The sequence below is a fragment of the Chromobacterium aquaticum genome (assembly GCF_021129195.1).
Classification (GTDB): domain Bacteria; phylum Pseudomonadota; class Gammaproteobacteria; order Burkholderiales; family Chromobacteriaceae; genus Chromobacterium; species Chromobacterium aquaticum.
The window spans coordinates 1-16,600 of the sequence record NZ_JAJOHW010000066.1; the positions used below are offsets into that span (position 1 = coordinate 1).

Genomic DNA, 16,600 nt, shown 5'->3' on the forward strand with positions numbered 1-16,600 from the left:
CCGCCAGCGAGCGCGCCAGCGCCGCGCCTATGCCCTGGGCCGCGCCGCTGACCACGGCCAGCCGGCCGTGGAATTCCGGGTAGCTGGCGCTCATGCGGCGGCTCCGTCCAGCTGGCGCGCCAGCAGCGCCTGCCAGGCGTTGACGCTGGGTTGTTGCGCCAGTTCTATGAAGTCGATTTCCGCGCCCAGCGCGCGCCATTGTTCCAGCAAGCTCATCAGGCGGATGGAGTCCAGGCCCCAGTCCAGCAGATTGTCGTCCAGGCCGATGTCGCTGGCCGGCTGCTGCAGCAGTTCGGCGATGGCGGCGCGCAGCGCTTCCGCGCTGGGCGCAGCGCTGGCGGGGGCGGCCAATTGGCCCAGCAGGCGCTGGCTGTCCAGGGTCACGCCGCAGCGCTGGGCCACGTATTCCAGCGCCATCGCGTGGCGGTCGGCGGAGAAGTCGGCCAGGCCGTCGGCGACGAAGAAGGGCTGGATGTCGTACATGAAGGCGTCCAGCGCGGTGCTCATGCAGCCGATGTGGGCGTAGATGCCGCAGATGATCAGCTGGTCGCGGCCTTGCTGGCGCAGCAGGTTGAGGAAGGGCGAGCGCTGGAAGGCGCTGTAGCGCCACTTGGTCAGCACGGTGTCGTCGGCGGCCGGGCTCAGGCTGGCGACGATGGGGTGGCGTTCCGGGCGAGCCGGCAGGCCGGGGCCCCACATATCGTTGAGCAGGCCACGGTCGCTGTCGGCCTGTTCCGCCGGCTGGGCGGTGTAGAACACCGGGATGTTCAGCTCGCGGCAGCGCGCGCGGATGGCGGCGATATTGCGCAGCGCGGTGGCCACCGGCTCGGCGTCGCGGTCATAGAAATCCAGGAAGTATTCCTGCATGTCGTGGATCAGCAGCGCGGCGCGCTGCGGCGCCACCGTCCAGTTGACGCGGTTGTCCGGCAGTTGCGACGGGATGGCGTAGGGGGCGATGCGGGGAATGCTCATGCTTGTGACCTTTGGGTGGGCTGCGCGGCCAGTTTCTGTTCCAGCATCTGGCGCAGGGTTTTCTTGCTGACCTTGCCGACGCTGGTTTGCGGCAGGGTGTCGACCAGCTCCAGCCGGTCCGGAATCTTGTAGGCGGCCAGACCGCGCTCGCGCAGGAAGGCGGCCACCTGGGGCAGGCGGATCGCTTGCTGCTCGCGCGGGATGATGAAGGCGCAGGAGCGTTCGCCCAGATAGGGGTCGCTCATCGCCACGATGGCGACGTCGCGCACCAGCGGGTGGGCGAGCAGATGGTTTTCCACTTCCTCGGCCGAGATTTTCTCGCCGCCGCGGTTGATCTGGTCCTTGGCGCGGCCTTCCACCGTCAGATAGCCGTCGGCGTTCATGCTCACCAGGTCGCCGGTGCGGTAGAAGCCGTCGGCGGTGAAGGCGCGCTGATTGTGGTCGGCGGCGCGCCAGTAGCCGCGGATGGTGTAAGGGCCGCGCGTCAGCAGATGGCCGACTTCGCCCGGCGCCACCGGCTGGTCCTCGTCGTCGACGATGCGCACTTCGTCGTCGGCGCTGATCGGCCGGCCCTGGGTGTGCAGCACCCGTTCCGGGCCGTCGTCCAGCCGGGTGTAGTTGACCAGGCCTTCGGCCATGCCGAACACCTGCTGCAGCTTGCAGCCGAGCGCGGGTTCGACGCGGGCGGCGAGCTCGGGGCCGAACTTGGCGCCGCCCACTTGCAGCAGGCGCAGGCTGGCCAGCTTGCCCGGCTGCTTGGCGGCGGCGTCCAGCCACAGCGGCACCAGCGGCGGCACCAGCGCGGCGATGGTGACGGCCTCGGCCTCGATCAGTGCAAATGATTCGTCGACGCTGGGGCCGGAGGCCAGCACCACGGTGCCGCCGGCGTGGAACACGCCGAAGCTGCCGGGCGAGCTCATCGGGAAGTTGTGGCCGGCCGGCAGCACGCACAGATAGACGCTGTCGCGGCTCAGGCCGCAGATCTCGGCGCTGGCGGCGAAGCTGTACAGATAGTCGTCATGGGTGCGCGGAATCAGCTTGGGCACGCCGGTGCTGCCGCCGGAGAGCTGGAAGAAGGCCAGGCCGTTGGCGTCCGGCTCCGCCGGCAAGGGCTGGTCCATCAGATAGAGGCTGTTGAGCGGGGTGTGGTCGCCGGCGTTGCCGGCGACGATCACCTGCTGCAGCGAGGGGGCCAGCGGCAGCAGTTCGGCCGCCAGCGTTCGGTAGTCGAAGCCGGCGTGCTGATCGGCGCAGATATAGACCGCGGCATCGGTGTGCTGGCAGAAGTAGGACACTTCGGCGCGGCGGTGCGCCGGCAAAGCGAACACCGGCAGCATGCCGAGGCGGAACAGCGCGAAGGCGACGATGAAGAACTCGGCGCAATTGGGCAGCTGCACCACGGCGCGCTGGCCGGGGCGCAGGCCGCGCGCGTACAGGCCGGCGGCCAGGCGTTCGGCGTAGAGCTTGAGTTCGCGGTAGTTCAGCCGCTGCTTGCCGGCCACCAGCGCCAGCTTTTCCGGCTGCTGCTCGGCCTGGGCCGCCAGCATGGAAAACAGGGTCTGACCTTGCCAATAGCCGGCTTCGCGATAGCGGCGGGCGAAGTCTTCAGGCCACGGCGTCCAGTCCAGTCGTTGCTCGCTCATGCCGCCTCCGCCAGGTCGGCCAGGCCCATCGCGCGCAGCATGGTGCGGAATTTGGCTGCGGTTTCGGCCAGCTCGCTTTCCGGCAGCGAGCCGGTGACGATGCCGGCGCCGGCGAACAGGCGCAGCTTGCGTTCGGCGATTTCGGCGCAGCGGATGGTGACCGCCCATTCGCCGTCACCGTTGCCGTCGCACCAGCCCACCATGCCGGTGAAGAAGCCGCGGTCGAAGGGTTCGATCTCGCGGATCAGGCTGCGAGCGGGGTCCGCCGGGAAACCGCACACCGCCGGAGTGGGGTGCAGCGCGCGAGCCAGTTCGAAGGAGCCCACCGCCGGGTCGATCAGTTCGCCGCTGATGCGGGTGGACAGATGCCACATGGTGGCGGTGGACACCAGGGACGGACCGGCCGGCACTTGCAGATTGCGGCAGTACGGCGCCAGCGCCTCGACCACGGCGTCGATCACCAGCTTGTGCTCGAACAAGTCCTTGCCGGATTCCAGCAGCGCGTCGGCGCGGCGGCGGTCTTCCACCGGGTCCGGGCTGCGCGCGGCGGAGCCGGCCAAGGGATTGGTGATCACTTGCCGGCCGTAGCGCGCCAGCAGTAGTTCCGGGCTGGCGCCCATCAGCGCGCGGCGCGGCGCGCCATCCGCGCTCAGCTGTACGGCGAAGGTGTAGCCGTGCTGGTTCTGGCTGGCCAGATTGAGCAGCAATTGACGCTGGTCTATGGCCTGCTCGGCGGAAAGCTCTAAGGTGCGCGACAGCACCACTTTATCCAGCGCGCCGCTGCCGATGCGGGCCAGCGCGTCGCTGACGCCCTGGCAGTAGGTGGCCGGCGCCGGCTGCGGCGTCAATTGGCAATCGGCTTGCAGCGGCTGGCGCAGCGCGCTGCGCTGTTCCTGACGCAGCGCGTCGGCGCGGCGCACTTGCCGCGGCACGAACAGCCACGGCTGTTGTTCCGGCATGAAGGGGATGGCGCCGACCACCACGGCCTGGGCCGGGTCCGGCTGGGCGGCCAGCGCGGCGGCGATGGCGGCGCTGGGGTCGGTGTCGGTGATCACTTGCTGGATGCCCTCGGCCAGCAGGGTGTGGCATGGCGAGGCGAAGAAGAAGGCGGAATCGGCCTGGTAGGCGGCCAACAGATTGTGTTCGCCGCGATAGGCGGGGTCGAGTGAGGTTTGGTTCATCGCTATTCCTGGGTCCACTGTGTCGGTGGGAGGGGCTCGGTTTGAGCGTCGAGGCCGAATATAAATGATAATCGTTATCTATTGCAATACGGTGATATTGCATTCAGATGATATTGATTCCACATTTTTGGCCTGAAACGACGCGCCGCCCGCTGGCGAGGGGCTGCTTGGCAGTGGCTCAAAGCCGGCAGCGCGTGCGGAGAACCGGCTCAGAATGTTCAGCCGCCGACCTGCTCTGCAGGTGCTGGTTTCGCCTTGGCGCGCGAGGCTGGGGGCGGGCTCATTATGCGGAGCGGTTTGGGTGTTTTCATTAAAATGCAATTGACAATCATTCTCAATAAAAATATCGTAACCGCAAATTGAAGCGCCCGCATGGCGGGTCGGGACGGAGAATGACGATGTATTCGGAAAGCAGCGGCAGTATGGACGATGCACCCAATGGTACGCAGGCGGTGGAGCCGGTTGGTTTGCGGCGTTTGCCCTCGCCGCGGGAATTGATGGCCGACGCGGCGCCGGACCAGGACGCGCGCGGCGTGGTGGCGCGCGGCCGCCGGCTGGCGCAGACGGCGGTGAGTGGCGCGAGCGGACAGCGCTTGCTGCTGCTGCGCCTGCCTTTGGGCGTTCTGCTGGAGCAGGCGCAGCGGCTGGGCGCCTGGTTGGCGCGGGAAAGCGGCTGGGGCGTGCTGGCGCAAGCCTGGGCCGAGCCGGCGCCGGCCTGGGGTCGGCAGGCCTTGCTGGAGCGGCGGCGCGCCTATCTGCACTGCCTTGCGGCGGGCGTGCCGGTGGCGCATGAATTGGTGCAGCCCAATGCGATGGCTTATCTGGGCGATCTGGTCAGCGCGGCGTGCTTGCCGCCGACGGTGATAGAGAGCCAGATCCATCGTGAGCTGGCCTCGGCGCTGCCGTGCCCGGTGCTGTTGGAGTTGGGCGGCGACAAGCGCCAGATCGGGCGCGATGCGCGCCAGGCGGTGGCCGCCAGCCATCGCTTCCCCATGTTGCTCGGCGACGGGCGGGTGGGCTTGGTGGAAAGCGCGGGCAATCCGGATGGCGCCTTGCTGCTGGCGCCGGGCATGGCGGGGGACGAAGCGCCGCATCTGCTGGTGCTGGACGAGACGGCGGGCGGCGCCGACGCTTGGCATCCGGCCTGCGGCGGCCTGGTGCTGACGGCAAGCAGCGTGGCGGCGGCGCAGCAGCGCTTTGAGCGCTGGCGCGAGGCGGAGCGGCTGGACGCGATCGCCTGAGCCGCCTGCCGCTTAAACCGTGCTGCTCAGGCAATCGCGCCCGCTGCCCTTGGCATGATAGAGGGCTTCGTCCGCCCGCGCGTAGCAGGCGGCGATATCGTCGTCCCGGCGCAGCGTGGTGAGACCGATGGAACAGCTGTAGCCCAGCTCCGGCTTGGCGGCCAGCGGCCGGTCGGCGCGTACCGCGGCCAGCACTCGGCCGCAGCGCGCCTCGGCGTCGGCCAGCATGGTGTGCGGCAGCAGAATCATGAATTCCTCGCCGCCCAGCCGGCCGAAACCGTCACGCTGACGCAGCAGGCCGCGCACGGTGTGGACGAAGCTGCGGATGACCTGATCGCCGGCCGGGTGGCCTTCCTGATCGTTGATGCGCTTGAAGTGGTCCAGGTCCAGGATGGCGAGGCAGGCCGGCGCGTGCTGGCCGCGCTGGCGTTGCAGCAGCAGTTCCAGCAATTGCATCAGATGGGTGCGGTTGCTGATGCCCGTCATCGGGTCGGTCTGGGCGGCGCGCAGCGCGACATCACGCTCCTGGCGCAGCGCGCGCCGGTCGGCGCGCAATTCGGTGATCTCGCTGGCCTGGCACAGCATCCAGCCGTTCGCGCTCATGGTTTCACTCATCCACATCCAGCGGCCATCGCGCAAATCGGCTTCGAAAGCGCGATAGGGCAGCTTGCCGCGGCGTGAACAAGCGGAGCGCAGCCAGGTTTCGATATCGTCGGTTTCAATGCGCGCTCCTTGCCCGCGCAGGTGGTTGCGCCGCATCAGTTCGCTCCAGCTCAGGCTTTCCGTCGGTGTAAGGTCGAAGGCATGGCGGAAGGCCGGGTTGGCGTAGCGCAGTACATCATGCTGGTCGAACAGCGCGACCAGGGTCGCGCTGTCGTGCAATAAGGCAAGCATGGAAGGAAAGATGTCGTCCGTCATGGCGCTGGCCGATTCCGCCGAGTTTCTTGTCAGTATCGTATCCGGCGGCCGCGCTTGCCAAGCTCGGCCGCCGTTTTCAACGCCGCGTCGCCGACGCGTGGCGGCTTCTCACAGCAGGGCGAAGGCCGCGATGCCGACCAGCGCGCCGGTGGTGCCGAGTATGGTTTCCATCAATGACCAGGTTTTCAGTGTCTGAGCCTCGTTGGCGCCGGTGAATTTGCCAAACAGCCAGAAGCCGGAATCGTTGACGTGGCTGAGCACGATGGAGCCGCCGGCGATGCAGATGGATAGCGCCGCCAATTGCGCGCCGGACAGGCCCATGGTCTCGATGGCCGGCAGCACCAGGCCCACCGTGGTCAGGCAGGCGACGGTGGCCGAGCCCTGTATCACCCGCACCGCGGCCGCCAGCGCGAAGCAGGCGACGGCGATGGGCAGGCCGGCGCCGATCAGCGCGCCGCCCAGCGCCGGCCCCACGCCGGAATCCACCAGCACCTGCTTGAACACGCCGCCGGCGCCGGTCACCAATAGGATGATGCCGGCCGGCTGGAGGGCTGCGTTGCAGATCTGCATGATCTGGTCCTTGCTCATGCCGCGCGGCAGCGCCAGTCCGTAGATCGCGATCAGGCAGGCGGCGAGGATGGCGCTAAAGGGGTGGCCGATGAATTGCAGCCAGTGCTGGGCGGCGGAGCCGGGCGCGGCCAGGTGGCTGCCCAGGGTCTTGCAGGCGACCATGGCCAGCGGAAACAGCACCAGCGCCAGGCTGAAGCCGAAGGAGGGCATGCGCGCTGGGTCCAGCGTCGGGCGGCTGATTTCCTCCGGCAGGGTCAGCGACACGTGGCGGCTGATGAAGCCGCCGAACAGCGGGCCGGCCAGCAGCATGCCGGGAATCGCCGCCGCCAGCCCTATGAGGATCATCCAGCCGAAATCCGCCTGCATTTGTGAAGCCAGCAGCATAGGGGTGGGTCCCGGCAGCAGGAAGGCCGCCGCCGCCGCCACGCCGGCGAACAAGGGCACGGCCAGCTTGACCACATTGTCGCCGGTGCGGCGCGCCACCGCGAACACCACGCCGATCAGCAGCACGATGGCGACGTCGAAGAACAGCGGCAGCGCGCAGATCAGGCCGGCCACGCCCAGCGCGTAATGCGCGCGCCGTTCGCCGAAGCGATTCAGCAGACGGTCGGCGATCTGGTCCAGCGCGCCGGTTTCATGCAGGATCTTGCCGAACATCGCGCCCAGCGCCACCACCACGGCGAGAAAGCCCAGCGTGCCGGCCATGCCCTTTTGCATGGTGTCGGCGATTTTCTCCACCGGCATGCCGGAGGCCAGGCCGGCGCCTATCGACACCAGCATCAGCGCGACGAAGGCATGCATGCGCGCCTTCATCACCAGCAACAGCAGTAAGCAGACCGAGCCTAGCGCGGTCAATACCAGCAGCAAGGTCTGCATATCAGTTGTCCTGTCGAGATTGGATCCATTGGACGGCGCTGGCGGCCACCGCGTCCAGCGGCCGGCTGATGTCCAGCGCATGGACATCGCCTTCGTCTGAGCCGGGTTCTTCCAGCGCGGCGAACTGGGACGCCAGCATGTCGGCTTTCTGGAAATGTCCTTGCCGCGTCCGCAGTCTTTGCAGAATCAGTTCGAAGTCGCCTTTCAGATACAGAAAGGACAGCTGCGGATTGCCGGCGCGCAGCTGGTCGCGGTACTGCCGCTTCAGCGCGGAGCAGACGATGATGGACAGCGCGTTGCTGCGCTGCATGGCGTAGGCGGCGTCGCTGAGCGCGGCCAGCCAGGGATGGCGGTCGGCGTCATTCAGCGGCACGCCGGCGGCCATCTTGTCGATATTGGCGCGCGGGTGCAGGAAATCGCCGTCCAGCACGGCGCATGGCAGGCAATGCGCCAGCCGCGCGGCCAGCGCGGACTTGCCGCAGCCGGAAACGCCCATCAAAACATAAACACGATGTGGAATGGAACTCATGACGCCGCTCCAGGTTTGTTGCTGTGTTGAGGATTATCTATTTGTTACCGGTAACATCTAGCGTGCTGACAATATGTAGGCTTTCGCTGCGGCGGGCAAGCGTTTTGATGCCCGGCCTTGATCCAGCGCCGGGCTGTCGTTTTAAGTCATTGATGGGGCGGGCGGTTTTGGCCGGCGCGGCTGTTGCATTCCGGCCCGCGCCTAGATGCTGCCGCCCTGGCGCAGCGTGTAGCCCAGGTCCACTACCGCATCGGCGTAACGCTGGCCGTGGATGCGGCCGAGCAGGCGCTGCGCGGCCAGCCGGCCTATGGCTTCGCGCGGGGTGACCACGCTGGCGAGCACGGGGTGCAGCGCGTCGCCGATGTCCAGCGCGTTGAAGCCGGCCACCGCCAGCCGTTGCGGCACGGCCAGCTGCATCGCCTGGGCCGCCAGCAGCGCGCCGGCGGCGATGTCGTCATTGGTGCAGAACACGCCATCCAGGTCCGGTGCCTGTTCCAGCGCCTGGCGCAGCATCTCGCCACCCAACTGGAAGCTGGAATGCTGCTCGGTCTGGACCTCCAGCGGTTCCAGGCCAGCCTGCTCCATCGCCGCGCGATAGCCAGCCGCGCGCAAGCGGGTGCGGCGGTCCAGGCGGGCGGCAAGATAGGCGATGCGTCGCTTGCCGCGCTCTATCATCAGCCGCGTCATGTCCTCCGCCGCGGCCTGGTGGTCCAGGCCCACCGCCAGGTCCACCGGCGTTGCCGGCAATTCCATCACCTCCACCACCGGGATCGCGGCCACTTGCAGCATGCGCAAGGTGCGTTCCGAATGGAGGGTCTCGCACAGGATCAGCCCGTCCACCTGGAAGGACAGCAGTTGCTCCACCTGTCGGGTTTCCTGCTCGATGTCGTAGCAGTAATGCCCGTACAGGGTGTGGTAGTCGGCGTCGCGCGTCACCGCTTCTATGCCGTGGACCAGGCTGGAAAACACCTGGTTGGACATGGATGGCAGCAGCACGCCAATGGCGCGGCTCTTGGCGCGGGCCAGCAGATCGGGCACCCGGTTGGGGATGTAGCCCAATTGCTCCATCGCGTGGGCGATGCGCTGGCCGGTGGCGTCGGAGACTTGATTGGCGTCGCGCAGATAGCGGCTGACCGTCATCTTGGAGGTGCCGACCTTGTCGGCTATGTCCTGCAACGACGGGCGGCGCGGCTTATCGCTCATGGCGCGGGCCGGTGGTTTCCGGGGGCGGGATCAAACGGTTCATGCTGGCATCGGCTCCTGTGGCGGCGTTGCAAGGCAATCCGCGATTGTAGACCGATTTTCGCCGAGACAGCTATGGCCAGAGGATGGGAATAGCGACACAATCCAGTTTTTTGGCATAAAACGGCGAGCGGCCGCGTCGTCGCCCGCCATTCATGCCTGACTTGGCCGCGCTTAATCGGCGGCAAGGCCCAGCAGCCGACGTAGATTGTCCATCACTTGCAGGCGTCTGGCGTGCTCCTGCTGGTAGTCGCGCTCGGCGGCGGCGATATCGGCCGCGCAGTGCGGACAACAGGTCTCGTCCGGGTGGATGTATTGTTGGCACTGTCGGCACAGCGCCAGCTTGGCCGGCGGCCGGCCCTCGCGCGGCGCGGTCTTGCCCTTGTTTTTCCAGGTCAGCGCAATGACCTGGCCGCTGCGGCTGATGCGGCTGACTTCCTGGCCGCTGGCGATGTCCTCGGTGATCAGGTCGAAGCGGCCGACGGCGAAGGAGGCCGGCGCCGCGTCCTGCAGCTTGACGATGCGCTCGCGCAAGCCCTGTTTTTCCAATTCCAGCGCGCGGTAGTGGCAGTAGGGGTTGTTGCCGGGCTTGCCCAGCAGCGAATGCGAGGTCCAGGTGCAGCCGCCGCGGCAGATATCGTTGTAATAGCAGCCGCGGCAATAGCCCCACAAATCGTCCACCGAGCGCAGCCGGCCAAAGTGGATGCCCTCGCTGTGATGCCAGATATCGTCCAGGCTCATGTCGCGTACATTGCCGCCGGCAAAGCCGACGGTGGCCAGCGACGGACAGCCCTTGACGGTGCCGTCGGCCTCTAGCGCCAGCACGGTCTGGCCGGCGGCGCAGCCGCTCCAGTGCACGCGCTCGTCGCCGAAGCCGCGCCACAGCCGCTCGTACGGGCCGTAGTAGCCGATATTATTGCCCACATTCATCAGCAGGCCGCGATCCACGCCTTCGCGGTACAGCCGCGCCAGCAAGGGCATCAGTTCCAGCAATTGGTAGGGCTGCAGCAGCAATTCATCGTGATCCACCGCATTGCCCATCGCCACCGTCAGCTGGATCTGCCAATGGGTGGCGCCCAGCTCTATGATCTGATCCATCAGCGCCGGCAGGTCCGGCATGGTGGCCGCGCCGATCTGGGTGTTGACGCTGACGGCGAGGCCGGCGGCCTTGGCGCGGCGCAAGGCGTCCACCGCCTTGTCGAAGGCGCCCGGCACATTGCGTACCTTGTCGTGCAAGGGCGCTAGCCCGTCCAGCGACACGCCTACGCCGTTGAGGCCGGCGTCTATCGCCTGCTGCAGCCGGGCAGGGTTCAGGTTGCGGCCTCCGGTCTGGATCGCGCAATACATGCCGTGGCCGCGGATGGCGCGGATCAACTGGGTCCAGTCCTTGCGCAGATAGGCTTCGCCGCCGATCAGGGTGATCTCGCGGGTGCCCAGCGCCGCCAGCGCGTCTATCACCTGCAGGCATTCGGCGGTGGACAGCTCATTGGGGCGGCGGTGGCCGGCGCGCGAGCCGCAATGCAGGCATTTCAGGTCACAGGCCAGCGTGATTTCCCAAACCACGTGCACCGGGACATAGCGCTTGAAGTCTTCGTCGTCCAGATAGCGGGCCGGGCGGACGGCGGGGCTGTCGTCTAGCATGAGCGGGTCCTTGAGAAAGGGCGAGGAGCGTCCGCTGGACGCCCCTGGACTTAGCGTGCGACGCCGTTCAATGCCGGCCTTCGAGGCGGGCGATTTCGGCATGCAGCTGTTTCAGCGCGGCTTCGATATTGTCGTGCTGCTTCAACTGCTCTTCCGCCTGGCCGGCCAGCGACTTCATCTGCGCCAGATTGTCGCTGCTGCGTGACTGCTGCAGCGCGGCGGCGTATAGCGGGATGGGATGGGGGTAGGGCTTGCTGCCGGAACGCGGCTCCGGATGCACGGCTGGCGCCTCGGTGACGATGGCGTGAGCGACGGTGTGCCAGGCATCCTGATAGAAGAAGCGATAGCTGGCGTTGCCGTCTTGCCAGTCCTGATCGAGTATCCCTTGCAGATGGAAGGTTTCCGCGATCTGGCTATTGGGCGAGCTGGGGCTGCCGTCCAGCGACAGCACGATGTGATGCTCGGCGGACGGGTCCAGCTTGGCCTGGCTGTAATGGCCCCAGACATTGGCCTGGAACTGCAAGGGCGGGCTGATGCTCTGGGTGATGCTGGCGTGGCCGCTGACCTTTTTCTGCGGCGTGTCGACCAGCAAATCCAGGGTCAGGACCGGCGCGCCCAGCACCGGTTGGGAAACGATGTAACGGACATGGAACAATCCTGTTGCTGACATGGAGCACTCCTTGACGAATGGAAACGAATCGGCGCGCGCGCCTGCTTATTTGCGGTCCAGCTTGGCGATTTCCGCCTTCAGCGCATCCAGCTCCTTGCGCAGTTGCGGCTGGGCGTCCAGTTGCTGTCTGGCGTAAGCGGCCAGCGTTTTCATGTGGGCCAGATCGCCGCTGGCGATGGCGCTTTGGATGGGCACGCCATACAAGGCCATGATGGGTGGGTTGGGCAGGATCACCGGGCCGGGTTCCAGCGGCAGCGGGAAATAGCGCGATTTCAGTTCTGGATTGAGTTTGGCGGGCACATTGTCCACCTCCACCCACGCGGAGCCGTTGAAATAGCTGTAATTGGCGATGCCTTGCTTCCAGTCGTGGTTCAGCACCAGGTGCAGCTTGAAGTTGGGCGTATTGCCGTTGTGCCCTTGGGCGGTGATCAGGATGCGGCCCTCGCTGGGCGGCATCACGGTCAGATAGGTGTAATCGCCGTGGACGTGGGAGTGCACGTTCAGCGCTGGATGAGTGCTGTGATTGACGATGTGGGCGCTGCCGGTCACCGAGTGCTTGGGCGGCGCCACCAGCAGGTTCAAGAGCAGCGTCGGAGCACCTTCCAGATTGGTGCCGATGAGGTAGCTGACGGGGAACAATCCGATTTCAGTCTGCGTATTGCCTGACATAAGACCTCCAAGACAAGAATGAGGGATGCCTCGGGCGGCGCGGCGCTCAGCGCCGTTCCAGACGAGTGATTTCCAGCTTCAGTTGTTCGACTGCGGCGTGCAGATCGCCGTATTGGTGCAAATGCTGCTCGCCTTGCTCCAGCAAGGTTTTCATCTGCGCCAGATTGCCTTCGGCGATCGCTTGATGGATGGCCACGCCATAGGGCAGCGTTTGATGCGTGGGAAGATGGCTCATGGTGTTCACTTCCTTGCGCTGAGTGGGTTGGGGAGGGCGGGCGGCCAGGGGCGGCCATCCGCGGCAGCGGCTGCCGGCGGCGCGGCAGTGCTTATCGGTGTAGCAGTTGGGGGTGGGGGTGTGCTGGCCTAAATGGTGGTTTTTATGAAAAACAAATACTTAAGTGGAAATGCTGAGCCGGGTTGAATGGTGTTGGGAGCCGGGCTTGAAAAGCGAAATGCCCATGCGCAGCATGGGCATTCTGAAGTGGCGCATTACCATGCCGCGCCTGACACGCGGCGGAGCGTAAACATGTTCTCAGAAGCGGGAGGAAGCCCTGGCCAGATAAAACCACTCCTGGCCGGCCGGCGCCTTGGGATTGGGGAACACGATGCGTCCGTCGTCCAGCGCCGTCACCGGGCTGCCATCGGCGCGCCAGCCTATCAGTTCGTCCTTGCTCACCGCGTCGAAGCTGGCCCAGTCGCGGGCGAAGCGGTCGGCCTCGTCCAGCTTGTCCACCACCTCGTACAGGCTGAGCGCCTCCAGAGGCCCGGCCGCGGGCGGCGGCGCGTCCAGCATGCCCAGATGGGCCAGGGTGTTGACGATGGCCTGGTAGGCGACGAGCGGCGCGGCCGGGTCGTCGTGCTGGCCGCATTCCAGCGTCAGCGCCCAGCCACCATGCTGACGCATGTATTCGGTGGTGCCCACGCCGTAGCGGGGGTCGTCGTCCGGCACCGGCTGCCGCGCGTCGCCGGCCGGCCGCCGGCGGCGCCGCTCCACGCCCAGCGCGTAAGTGGACAGCCAGCCGTCCACTGCGCGGCCCACGCCCAACCGCTGCGCCAGCGCCTCTTCCTCTGCCGAGTGCGCGAACGGTTCCAACTCGCCGGCATTGTCGCGCGGGCCGAGAAATACGAAGGGCTGGCCCTGGGACTGGAAAGAGTGTAGATCCAGCAGCACCTCATGCTCGGACAGCAAGGGGCATAGCCAGTTGGCGACATGGTCCTCGAAATCGGCAGGCTTGGCATGGGGCGCGAGCTTGCGGTTCAGATTGCGCTCGCCGCCGCGCTGCTTCAGCCGGAAAGCCAGCGGGTTGCTCACCGGGACCAGGGTCAGTCGGCCGGAGCGCAAGGCCAGCGCGCCTTGTTCCAGCTCTGCCATCACGCGGCGGATCGCCAGCGTGCCGCAGTGCTCATTACCGTGCACTGCGCCGGTGACGATCAGGCTCGGGCCGGGGCGCGGCGCCTGATAGCGGTGGCTGGCGAAGCATTGTGGCCAGCTAGGGTCTATTTCAGCCATACGTTCTCGAAGTCGAAAGAGCCGTTGGGATTCATCACGAAACCTTGCACATTATTGCGCAGCGGGATGTAGATGCGCGAATGCGCCATGGTGATCCATGGTCGTTCGCGCTTGAAGATTTCCTGCGCCTGCAGATAATACTGCGCGCGCCGGCTCTGTTCGCTGGTTTGGCGGCCAAGCTGCAGCAGCTTGTCGAATTCCGGATTGCAGAAACGCTGGCCGCCCTTGCTGACGCTGCAGGACAGCGTGTTCCACAGGAAATCGTCGGGATCGCCGGAATTGCTGGTCAGACCGGACATATAGACATCGTGTTCGCCGGCGGCGGCGCGTTTCAGGTATTCGCCCCATTCATAGCTCTGGATATTCGCCTTGACGCCTATCCTGGCCCAATCCTGCTGGATCATCTGCGCCATCAGCTTGCCGTTGGGATTGGTCGGGCGCTGCACCGGCAGCGCCCACAGATTGACGGTGAAGCCTTGGGGGTAGCCGGCCTGGGCCAGCAGCGCCTTGGCCTTGGCCGGGTTGTATTCGTTGCGGGTCTTGGGGTTCCAGCTCCAGGTGGACGGCGGATAGGGGTTGACCGCCTGGGTGGCGCCGCCCTTGGGGAATAGCGCCTTGAACAGCGCGTCGCGGTTGATGGCGATGTCCAGCGCCACCCTCACTTCGCGCTTGGCGAATTGCGGCCGTTTCAGGTTGTAGGCCAGGTAAGAGATATTGCTGGCGCCGGTGGAGGCGATCCGGATGTTCTTGTCGGCGCTCAAGCTGTCCAGATCGGCCTCGCGCACCGCCGCGGCCACTTGGCACTCATTGGCTTTCAATTTCTGGATGCGCACTTGCGGATCGGTGACGATGGCGAAAATCAGGCTGCGGGTTTTCTGCGGCGCGCCCCAGTACTGAGGGTTGGCTTCGTAGCGCACGGTCGAGTCCTTGGCGTAGCTCTTGAAGCGGTAGGGGCCGGTGCCGATGGGCAGCAGATTGATCTGCTGCGGCTTGCCAGAGTTGAGCAGTTGCTGGGCGTATTCCGCCGATTGCATGCCGGCGAAACCCATCGCGAAGAAGGTCAGGAAGGTGGCGTTGCGCTCCTTGAGCCGGATCTTGACGCCATGCGCGTCCAGTTTTTGCACCGAGACGATCAATTTGCTCAGGCCATAGCCGTCCGGCCCGGTCAGAGGCGTCTTGAAGGCCTGGTTGAACGGCGCGTCGGGGCGGATCCAGCGCTCTACGGTGAAGACCACGTCATCGGCGGAGAAGTCGCGGCTGGGCTTGAAGTAATCGGTGCTATGGAATTTGACGCCGCGGCGCAGCTTGAAGGTGTACTCCAATCCGTCGGCGGAAACGCTCCAGCTTTCCGCCAGCCCCGGCCGCAACGCCACGCCGCCGCGCTTGAATTCGGTCAGGCCCTGGAAGATGGGCTTGGCGATATTGTAAGTGGACGCGGTATCCCACATTGCCGGGTCGAAGCCTTCCGGCGCCGCCTCGGCGCAGAACACCAGCGGCTTGGCCGCCTGCGCGGCGGCGGGCAAGGCTAAGGCCAACAACAGGGAGAGGGTGAGGCTTGATCTTGTCATTTACGCTATCCTGAGTTCTTGTTCGCGGCGAGTGAATTGTCCGTCAGTTGCGCTTGCCGGTCCATGGGCTAGGCCGCCTGGCCGGTTTGCGCGAGACGCGACGACCGGTGGCGGCGCGAGAGGATGGGGCATGAACGGGGATAGAGTGCTGATCATAGGCGGCGGTGTGATCGGCTTGTGCGGCGCGTGGCGGCTGGCGCGCGCCGGCTGGCCGGTGACCTTGCTGGAGCGCCATGATCAGGTGGCGGCCGGGGCCAGCCACGCCAACGGCGGTCAACTGAGCTATAGCTATGTCGCGCCGCTGGCCGACGCCGGGGTGCCGGCCAAGGCCTTGGCCTGGCTATGGGATCGGGACGCGCCGATGCGTTTGCGCCTGCGTTGCGATCCGGCGCAATGGCTGTGGCTGTGGCGCTTCCTGCTGGCTTGCAGCAACCGCGCCAACCGCGCCGGCACCGCTAGCCTATGGCGCTTGGCGCAAGCAAGCCAGCAGGCGCTGGACGCGCTGCGCGCCGATGGGCTGGATGGCTTCGCCTGGCGGCGCAATGGCAAGCTGGTGTTGTTTCGCAGCGCCGCGGCGTTGGAGCGCGCGCGCAGTGGCGTGGAGCGTCTGCGCGCCTTGGGCGCGCGCCAGCAGTTGCTGGATGCGCACGCCTGCCTGGCGCTGGAGCCCGCCTTGGCCGGCTTCGACGGCGCGCTGGCCGGCGGCGTGCATACGCCGGATGAGGAAGTGGCGGATTGCCGCCTGTTTTGCCAGGCCATGCAGCGGCGGATACGCGAGGAGGGCTTGGATGTAGAGTTTCGCTTTGGCCAGGAGGTCTGCGGCTTCGAACTGGTCCGGGGGCGGATAAGCCGGGTTTTATTGCCCGGCGAGGCGTTGTCTTGCCGGCATCTGGTGTTGGCCGCCGGTATCGGCGGCGCGGGGCTGGCGCGCAAACTGGGCCTGCGGCTGCCGCTGTATCCATTGAAGGGCTATAGCTTGGACATGCCGGCGGGCGCGGCGCTGCCCCGTCTCAGCGTCACCGATTTCGAGCGCAAGACACTGTACGCGCCGATAGGCGGACGCTTGCGGGTGGCTGCCATCGCGGACTTGGTTGGCTACGAGGAGCGTCCGGACCCGGTGCGCTTGGCCGGCTTGCGGCGGCAGTTGGCGCGCGATTGGCCGCAAGCGGGGAGACTGGAACAGGCGGAGGAGTGGGCGGGGCTGCGGCCGGCAACGCCGGACGGCCTGCCCTTGATTGGCCGCGCACGCGGCGGTCCGGCCAATCTTTGGCTGAACCTGGGGCACGGCGCACTGGGTTTTACGCTGGCGCTGGGCAGCGCTGAACAACTGGCCCAGGCCATGGCGGCGAGAGAAGGCGGAGGAGAGTGAT

At 66.4% G+C, this 16,600-nt stretch carries 15 protein-coding genes; 2 read left to right on the forward strand and 13 right to left on the reverse strand.

The window, feature by feature from the left end:
- Positions 1-90 precede the first annotated feature (90 nt).
- From LQT98_RS10730 to dhbC, 3 genes are read right to left on the reverse strand one after another with little or no spacing between them, the layout of a single operon-like run.
- Positions 91-972 carry an isochorismatase family protein gene (locus LQT98_RS10730; RefSeq protein WP_231462316.1) on the reverse strand — a complete coding sequence of 294 codons (882 nt, stop codon included), beginning with the start codon at positions 970-972 and terminating at the stop codon, positions 91-93.
- Positions 969-2,615, reverse strand: coding sequence for a (2,3-dihydroxybenzoyl)adenylate synthase (locus LQT98_RS10735; RefSeq protein ID WP_231462317.1), 1,647 nt, complete (start codon positions 2,613-2,615; stop codon positions 969-971). The genes LQT98_RS10730 and LQT98_RS10735 overlap by 4 nt, the downstream gene beginning before the upstream one ends.
- The gene (dhbC, locus tag LQT98_RS10740; protein WP_231462318.1) at positions 2,612-3,796 is read right to left on the reverse strand and encodes an isochorismate synthase DhbC; all 1,185 of its coding nucleotides are present in this window, start codon (positions 3,794-3,796) and stop codon (positions 2,612-2,614) included. The genes LQT98_RS10735 and dhbC overlap by 4 nt, the downstream gene beginning before the upstream one ends.
- 422 nt (positions 3,797-4,218) lie before the next feature.
- Here dhbC and LQT98_RS10745 point away from each other — a divergent pair, with 422 nt between their 5' ends.
- On the forward strand, positions 4,219-5,037 hold the full coding sequence (locus LQT98_RS10745; RefSeq protein ID WP_231462319.1) for a DAHP synthetase I family protein: 819 nt from the start codon (positions 4,219-4,221) through the stop codon (positions 5,035-5,037).
- A gap of 12 nt (positions 5,038-5,049) precedes the next feature.
- Here the strand turns inward: LQT98_RS10745 and LQT98_RS10750 are convergent, their stop codons facing one another.
- The 10 genes from LQT98_RS10750 to LQT98_RS10795 form a co-directional block, all read right to left on the reverse strand.
- Positions 5,050-5,955, reverse strand: coding sequence for a GGDEF domain-containing protein (locus LQT98_RS10750; protein ID WP_082151099.1), 906 nt, complete (start codon positions 5,953-5,955; stop codon positions 5,050-5,052).
- Positions 5,956-6,063: 108 nt separating this feature from the next.
- The gene (gntU, locus tag LQT98_RS10755) at positions 6,064-7,401 is read right to left on the reverse strand and encodes a gluconate transporter (RefSeq protein WP_231462320.1); all 1,338 of its coding nucleotides are present in this window, start codon (positions 7,399-7,401) and stop codon (positions 6,064-6,066) included.
- A gap of 1 nt (position 7,402) precedes the next feature.
- Positions 7,403-7,930, reverse strand: coding sequence for a gluconokinase (gntK, locus tag LQT98_RS10760; protein ID WP_231462321.1), 528 nt, complete (start codon positions 7,928-7,930; stop codon positions 7,403-7,405).
- A gap of 201 nt (positions 7,931-8,131) precedes the next feature.
- The gene (locus LQT98_RS10765; protein WP_231462323.1) at positions 8,132-9,133 is read right to left on the reverse strand and encodes a substrate-binding domain-containing protein; all 1,002 of its coding nucleotides are present in this window, start codon (positions 9,131-9,133) and stop codon (positions 8,132-8,134) included.
- Positions 9,134-9,346: 213 nt separating this feature from the next.
- Positions 9,347-10,813 carry a GDL motif peptide-associated radical SAM/SPASM maturase gene (locus LQT98_RS10770; RefSeq protein WP_231462325.1) on the reverse strand — a complete coding sequence of 489 codons (1,467 nt, stop codon included), beginning with the start codon at positions 10,811-10,813 and terminating at the stop codon, positions 9,347-9,349.
- A gap of 67 nt (positions 10,814-10,880) precedes the next feature.
- Positions 10,881-11,483 carry a DUF1842 domain-containing protein gene (locus LQT98_RS10775; protein WP_231462327.1) on the reverse strand — a complete coding sequence of 201 codons (603 nt, stop codon included), beginning with the start codon at positions 11,481-11,483 and terminating at the stop codon, positions 10,881-10,883.
- A 45-nt stretch (positions 11,484-11,528) separates the two neighbouring features.
- Entirely contained in the window at positions 11,529-12,152 is a 624-nt protein-coding gene (locus tag LQT98_RS10780) for a DUF1842 domain-containing protein (protein ID WP_231462329.1), read from the reverse strand.
- Positions 12,153-12,198: 46 nt separating this feature from the next.
- On the reverse strand, positions 12,199-12,387 hold the full coding sequence (locus LQT98_RS10785) for a DUF1843 domain-containing protein (RefSeq protein WP_048410621.1): 189 nt from the start codon (positions 12,385-12,387) through the stop codon (positions 12,199-12,201).
- Positions 12,388-12,684: 297 nt separating this feature from the next.
- Positions 12,685-13,662 (reverse strand): M14 family metallopeptidase, encoded by a 978-nt coding sequence (locus LQT98_RS10790; RefSeq protein ID WP_231462331.1) that lies wholly within the window; start codon positions 13,660-13,662, stop codon positions 12,685-12,687.
- Positions 13,650-15,230 carry an ABC transporter substrate-binding protein gene (locus LQT98_RS10795; RefSeq protein ID WP_231462333.1) on the reverse strand — a complete coding sequence of 527 codons (1,581 nt, stop codon included), beginning with the start codon at positions 15,228-15,230 and terminating at the stop codon, positions 13,650-13,652. Before LQT98_RS10795 ends, LQT98_RS10790 begins: the two co-directional genes overlap by 13 nt.
- 130 nt (positions 15,231-15,360) lie before the next feature.
- Here LQT98_RS10795 and LQT98_RS10800 point away from each other — a divergent pair, with 130 nt between their 5' ends.
- On the forward strand, positions 15,361-16,599 hold the full coding sequence (locus tag LQT98_RS10800; protein WP_231462334.1) for a D-amino acid dehydrogenase: 1,239 nt from the start codon (positions 15,361-15,363) through the stop codon (positions 16,597-16,599).
- The last annotated feature ends 1 nt before the right edge of the window (position 16,600 follow it).

What these genes read in the sequence shown, in the direction of transcription:
- LQT98_RS10730 (WP_231462316.1), bottom strand. Translation starts at nt 972, where the DNA reads ATGAGCATTCCCCGCATCGCCCCCTACGCCATCCCGTCGCAACTGCCG.
- LQT98_RS10735 (WP_231462317.1), bottom strand. Translation starts at nt 2,615, where the DNA reads ATGAGCGAGCAACGACTGGACTGGACGCCGTGGCCTGAAGACTTCGCC.
- dhbC (WP_231462318.1), bottom strand. Translation starts at nt 3,796, where the DNA reads ATGAACCAAACCTCACTCGACCCCGCCTATCGCGGCGAACACAATCTG.
- LQT98_RS10745 (WP_231462319.1), top strand. Translation starts at nt 4,219, where the DNA reads ATGGACGATGCACCCAATGGTACGCAGGCGGTGGAGCCGGTTGGTTTG.
- LQT98_RS10750 (WP_082151099.1), bottom strand. Translation starts at nt 5,955, where the DNA reads ATGACGGACGACATCTTTCCTTCCATGCTTGCCTTATTGCACGACAGC.
- gntU (WP_231462320.1), bottom strand. Translation starts at nt 7,401, where the DNA reads ATGCAGACCTTGCTGCTGGTATTGACCGCGCTAGGCTCGGTCTGCTTA.
- gntK (WP_231462321.1), bottom strand. Translation starts at nt 7,930, where the DNA reads ATGAGTTCCATTCCACATCGTGTTTATGTTTTGATGGGCGTTTCCGGC.
- LQT98_RS10765 (WP_231462323.1), bottom strand. Translation starts at nt 9,133, where the DNA reads ATGAGCGATAAGCCGCGCCGCCCGTCGTTGCAGGACATAGCCGACAAG.
- LQT98_RS10770 (WP_231462325.1), bottom strand. Translation starts at nt 10,813, where the DNA reads ATGCTAGACGACAGCCCCGCCGTCCGCCCGGCCCGCTATCTGGACGAC.
- LQT98_RS10775 (WP_231462327.1), bottom strand. Translation starts at nt 11,483, where the DNA reads ATGTCAGCAACAGGATTGTTCCATGTCCGTTACATCGTTTCCCAACCG.
- LQT98_RS10780 (WP_231462329.1), bottom strand. Translation starts at nt 12,152, where the DNA reads ATGTCAGGCAATACGCAGACTGAAATCGGATTGTTCCCCGTCAGCTAC.
- LQT98_RS10785 (WP_048410621.1), bottom strand. Translation starts at nt 12,387, where the DNA reads ATGAGCCATCTTCCCACGCATCAAACGCTGCCCTATGGCGTGGCCATC.
- LQT98_RS10790 (WP_231462331.1), bottom strand. Translation starts at nt 13,662, where the DNA reads ATGGCTGAAATAGACCCTAGCTGGCCACAATGCTTCGCCAGCCACCGC.
- LQT98_RS10795 (WP_231462333.1), bottom strand. Translation starts at nt 15,230, where the DNA reads ATGACAAGATCAAGCCTCACCCTCTCCCTGTTGTTGGCCTTAGCCTTG.
- LQT98_RS10800 (WP_231462334.1), top strand. Translation starts at nt 15,361, where the DNA reads ATGAACGGGGATAGAGTGCTGATCATAGGCGGCGGTGTGATCGGCTTG.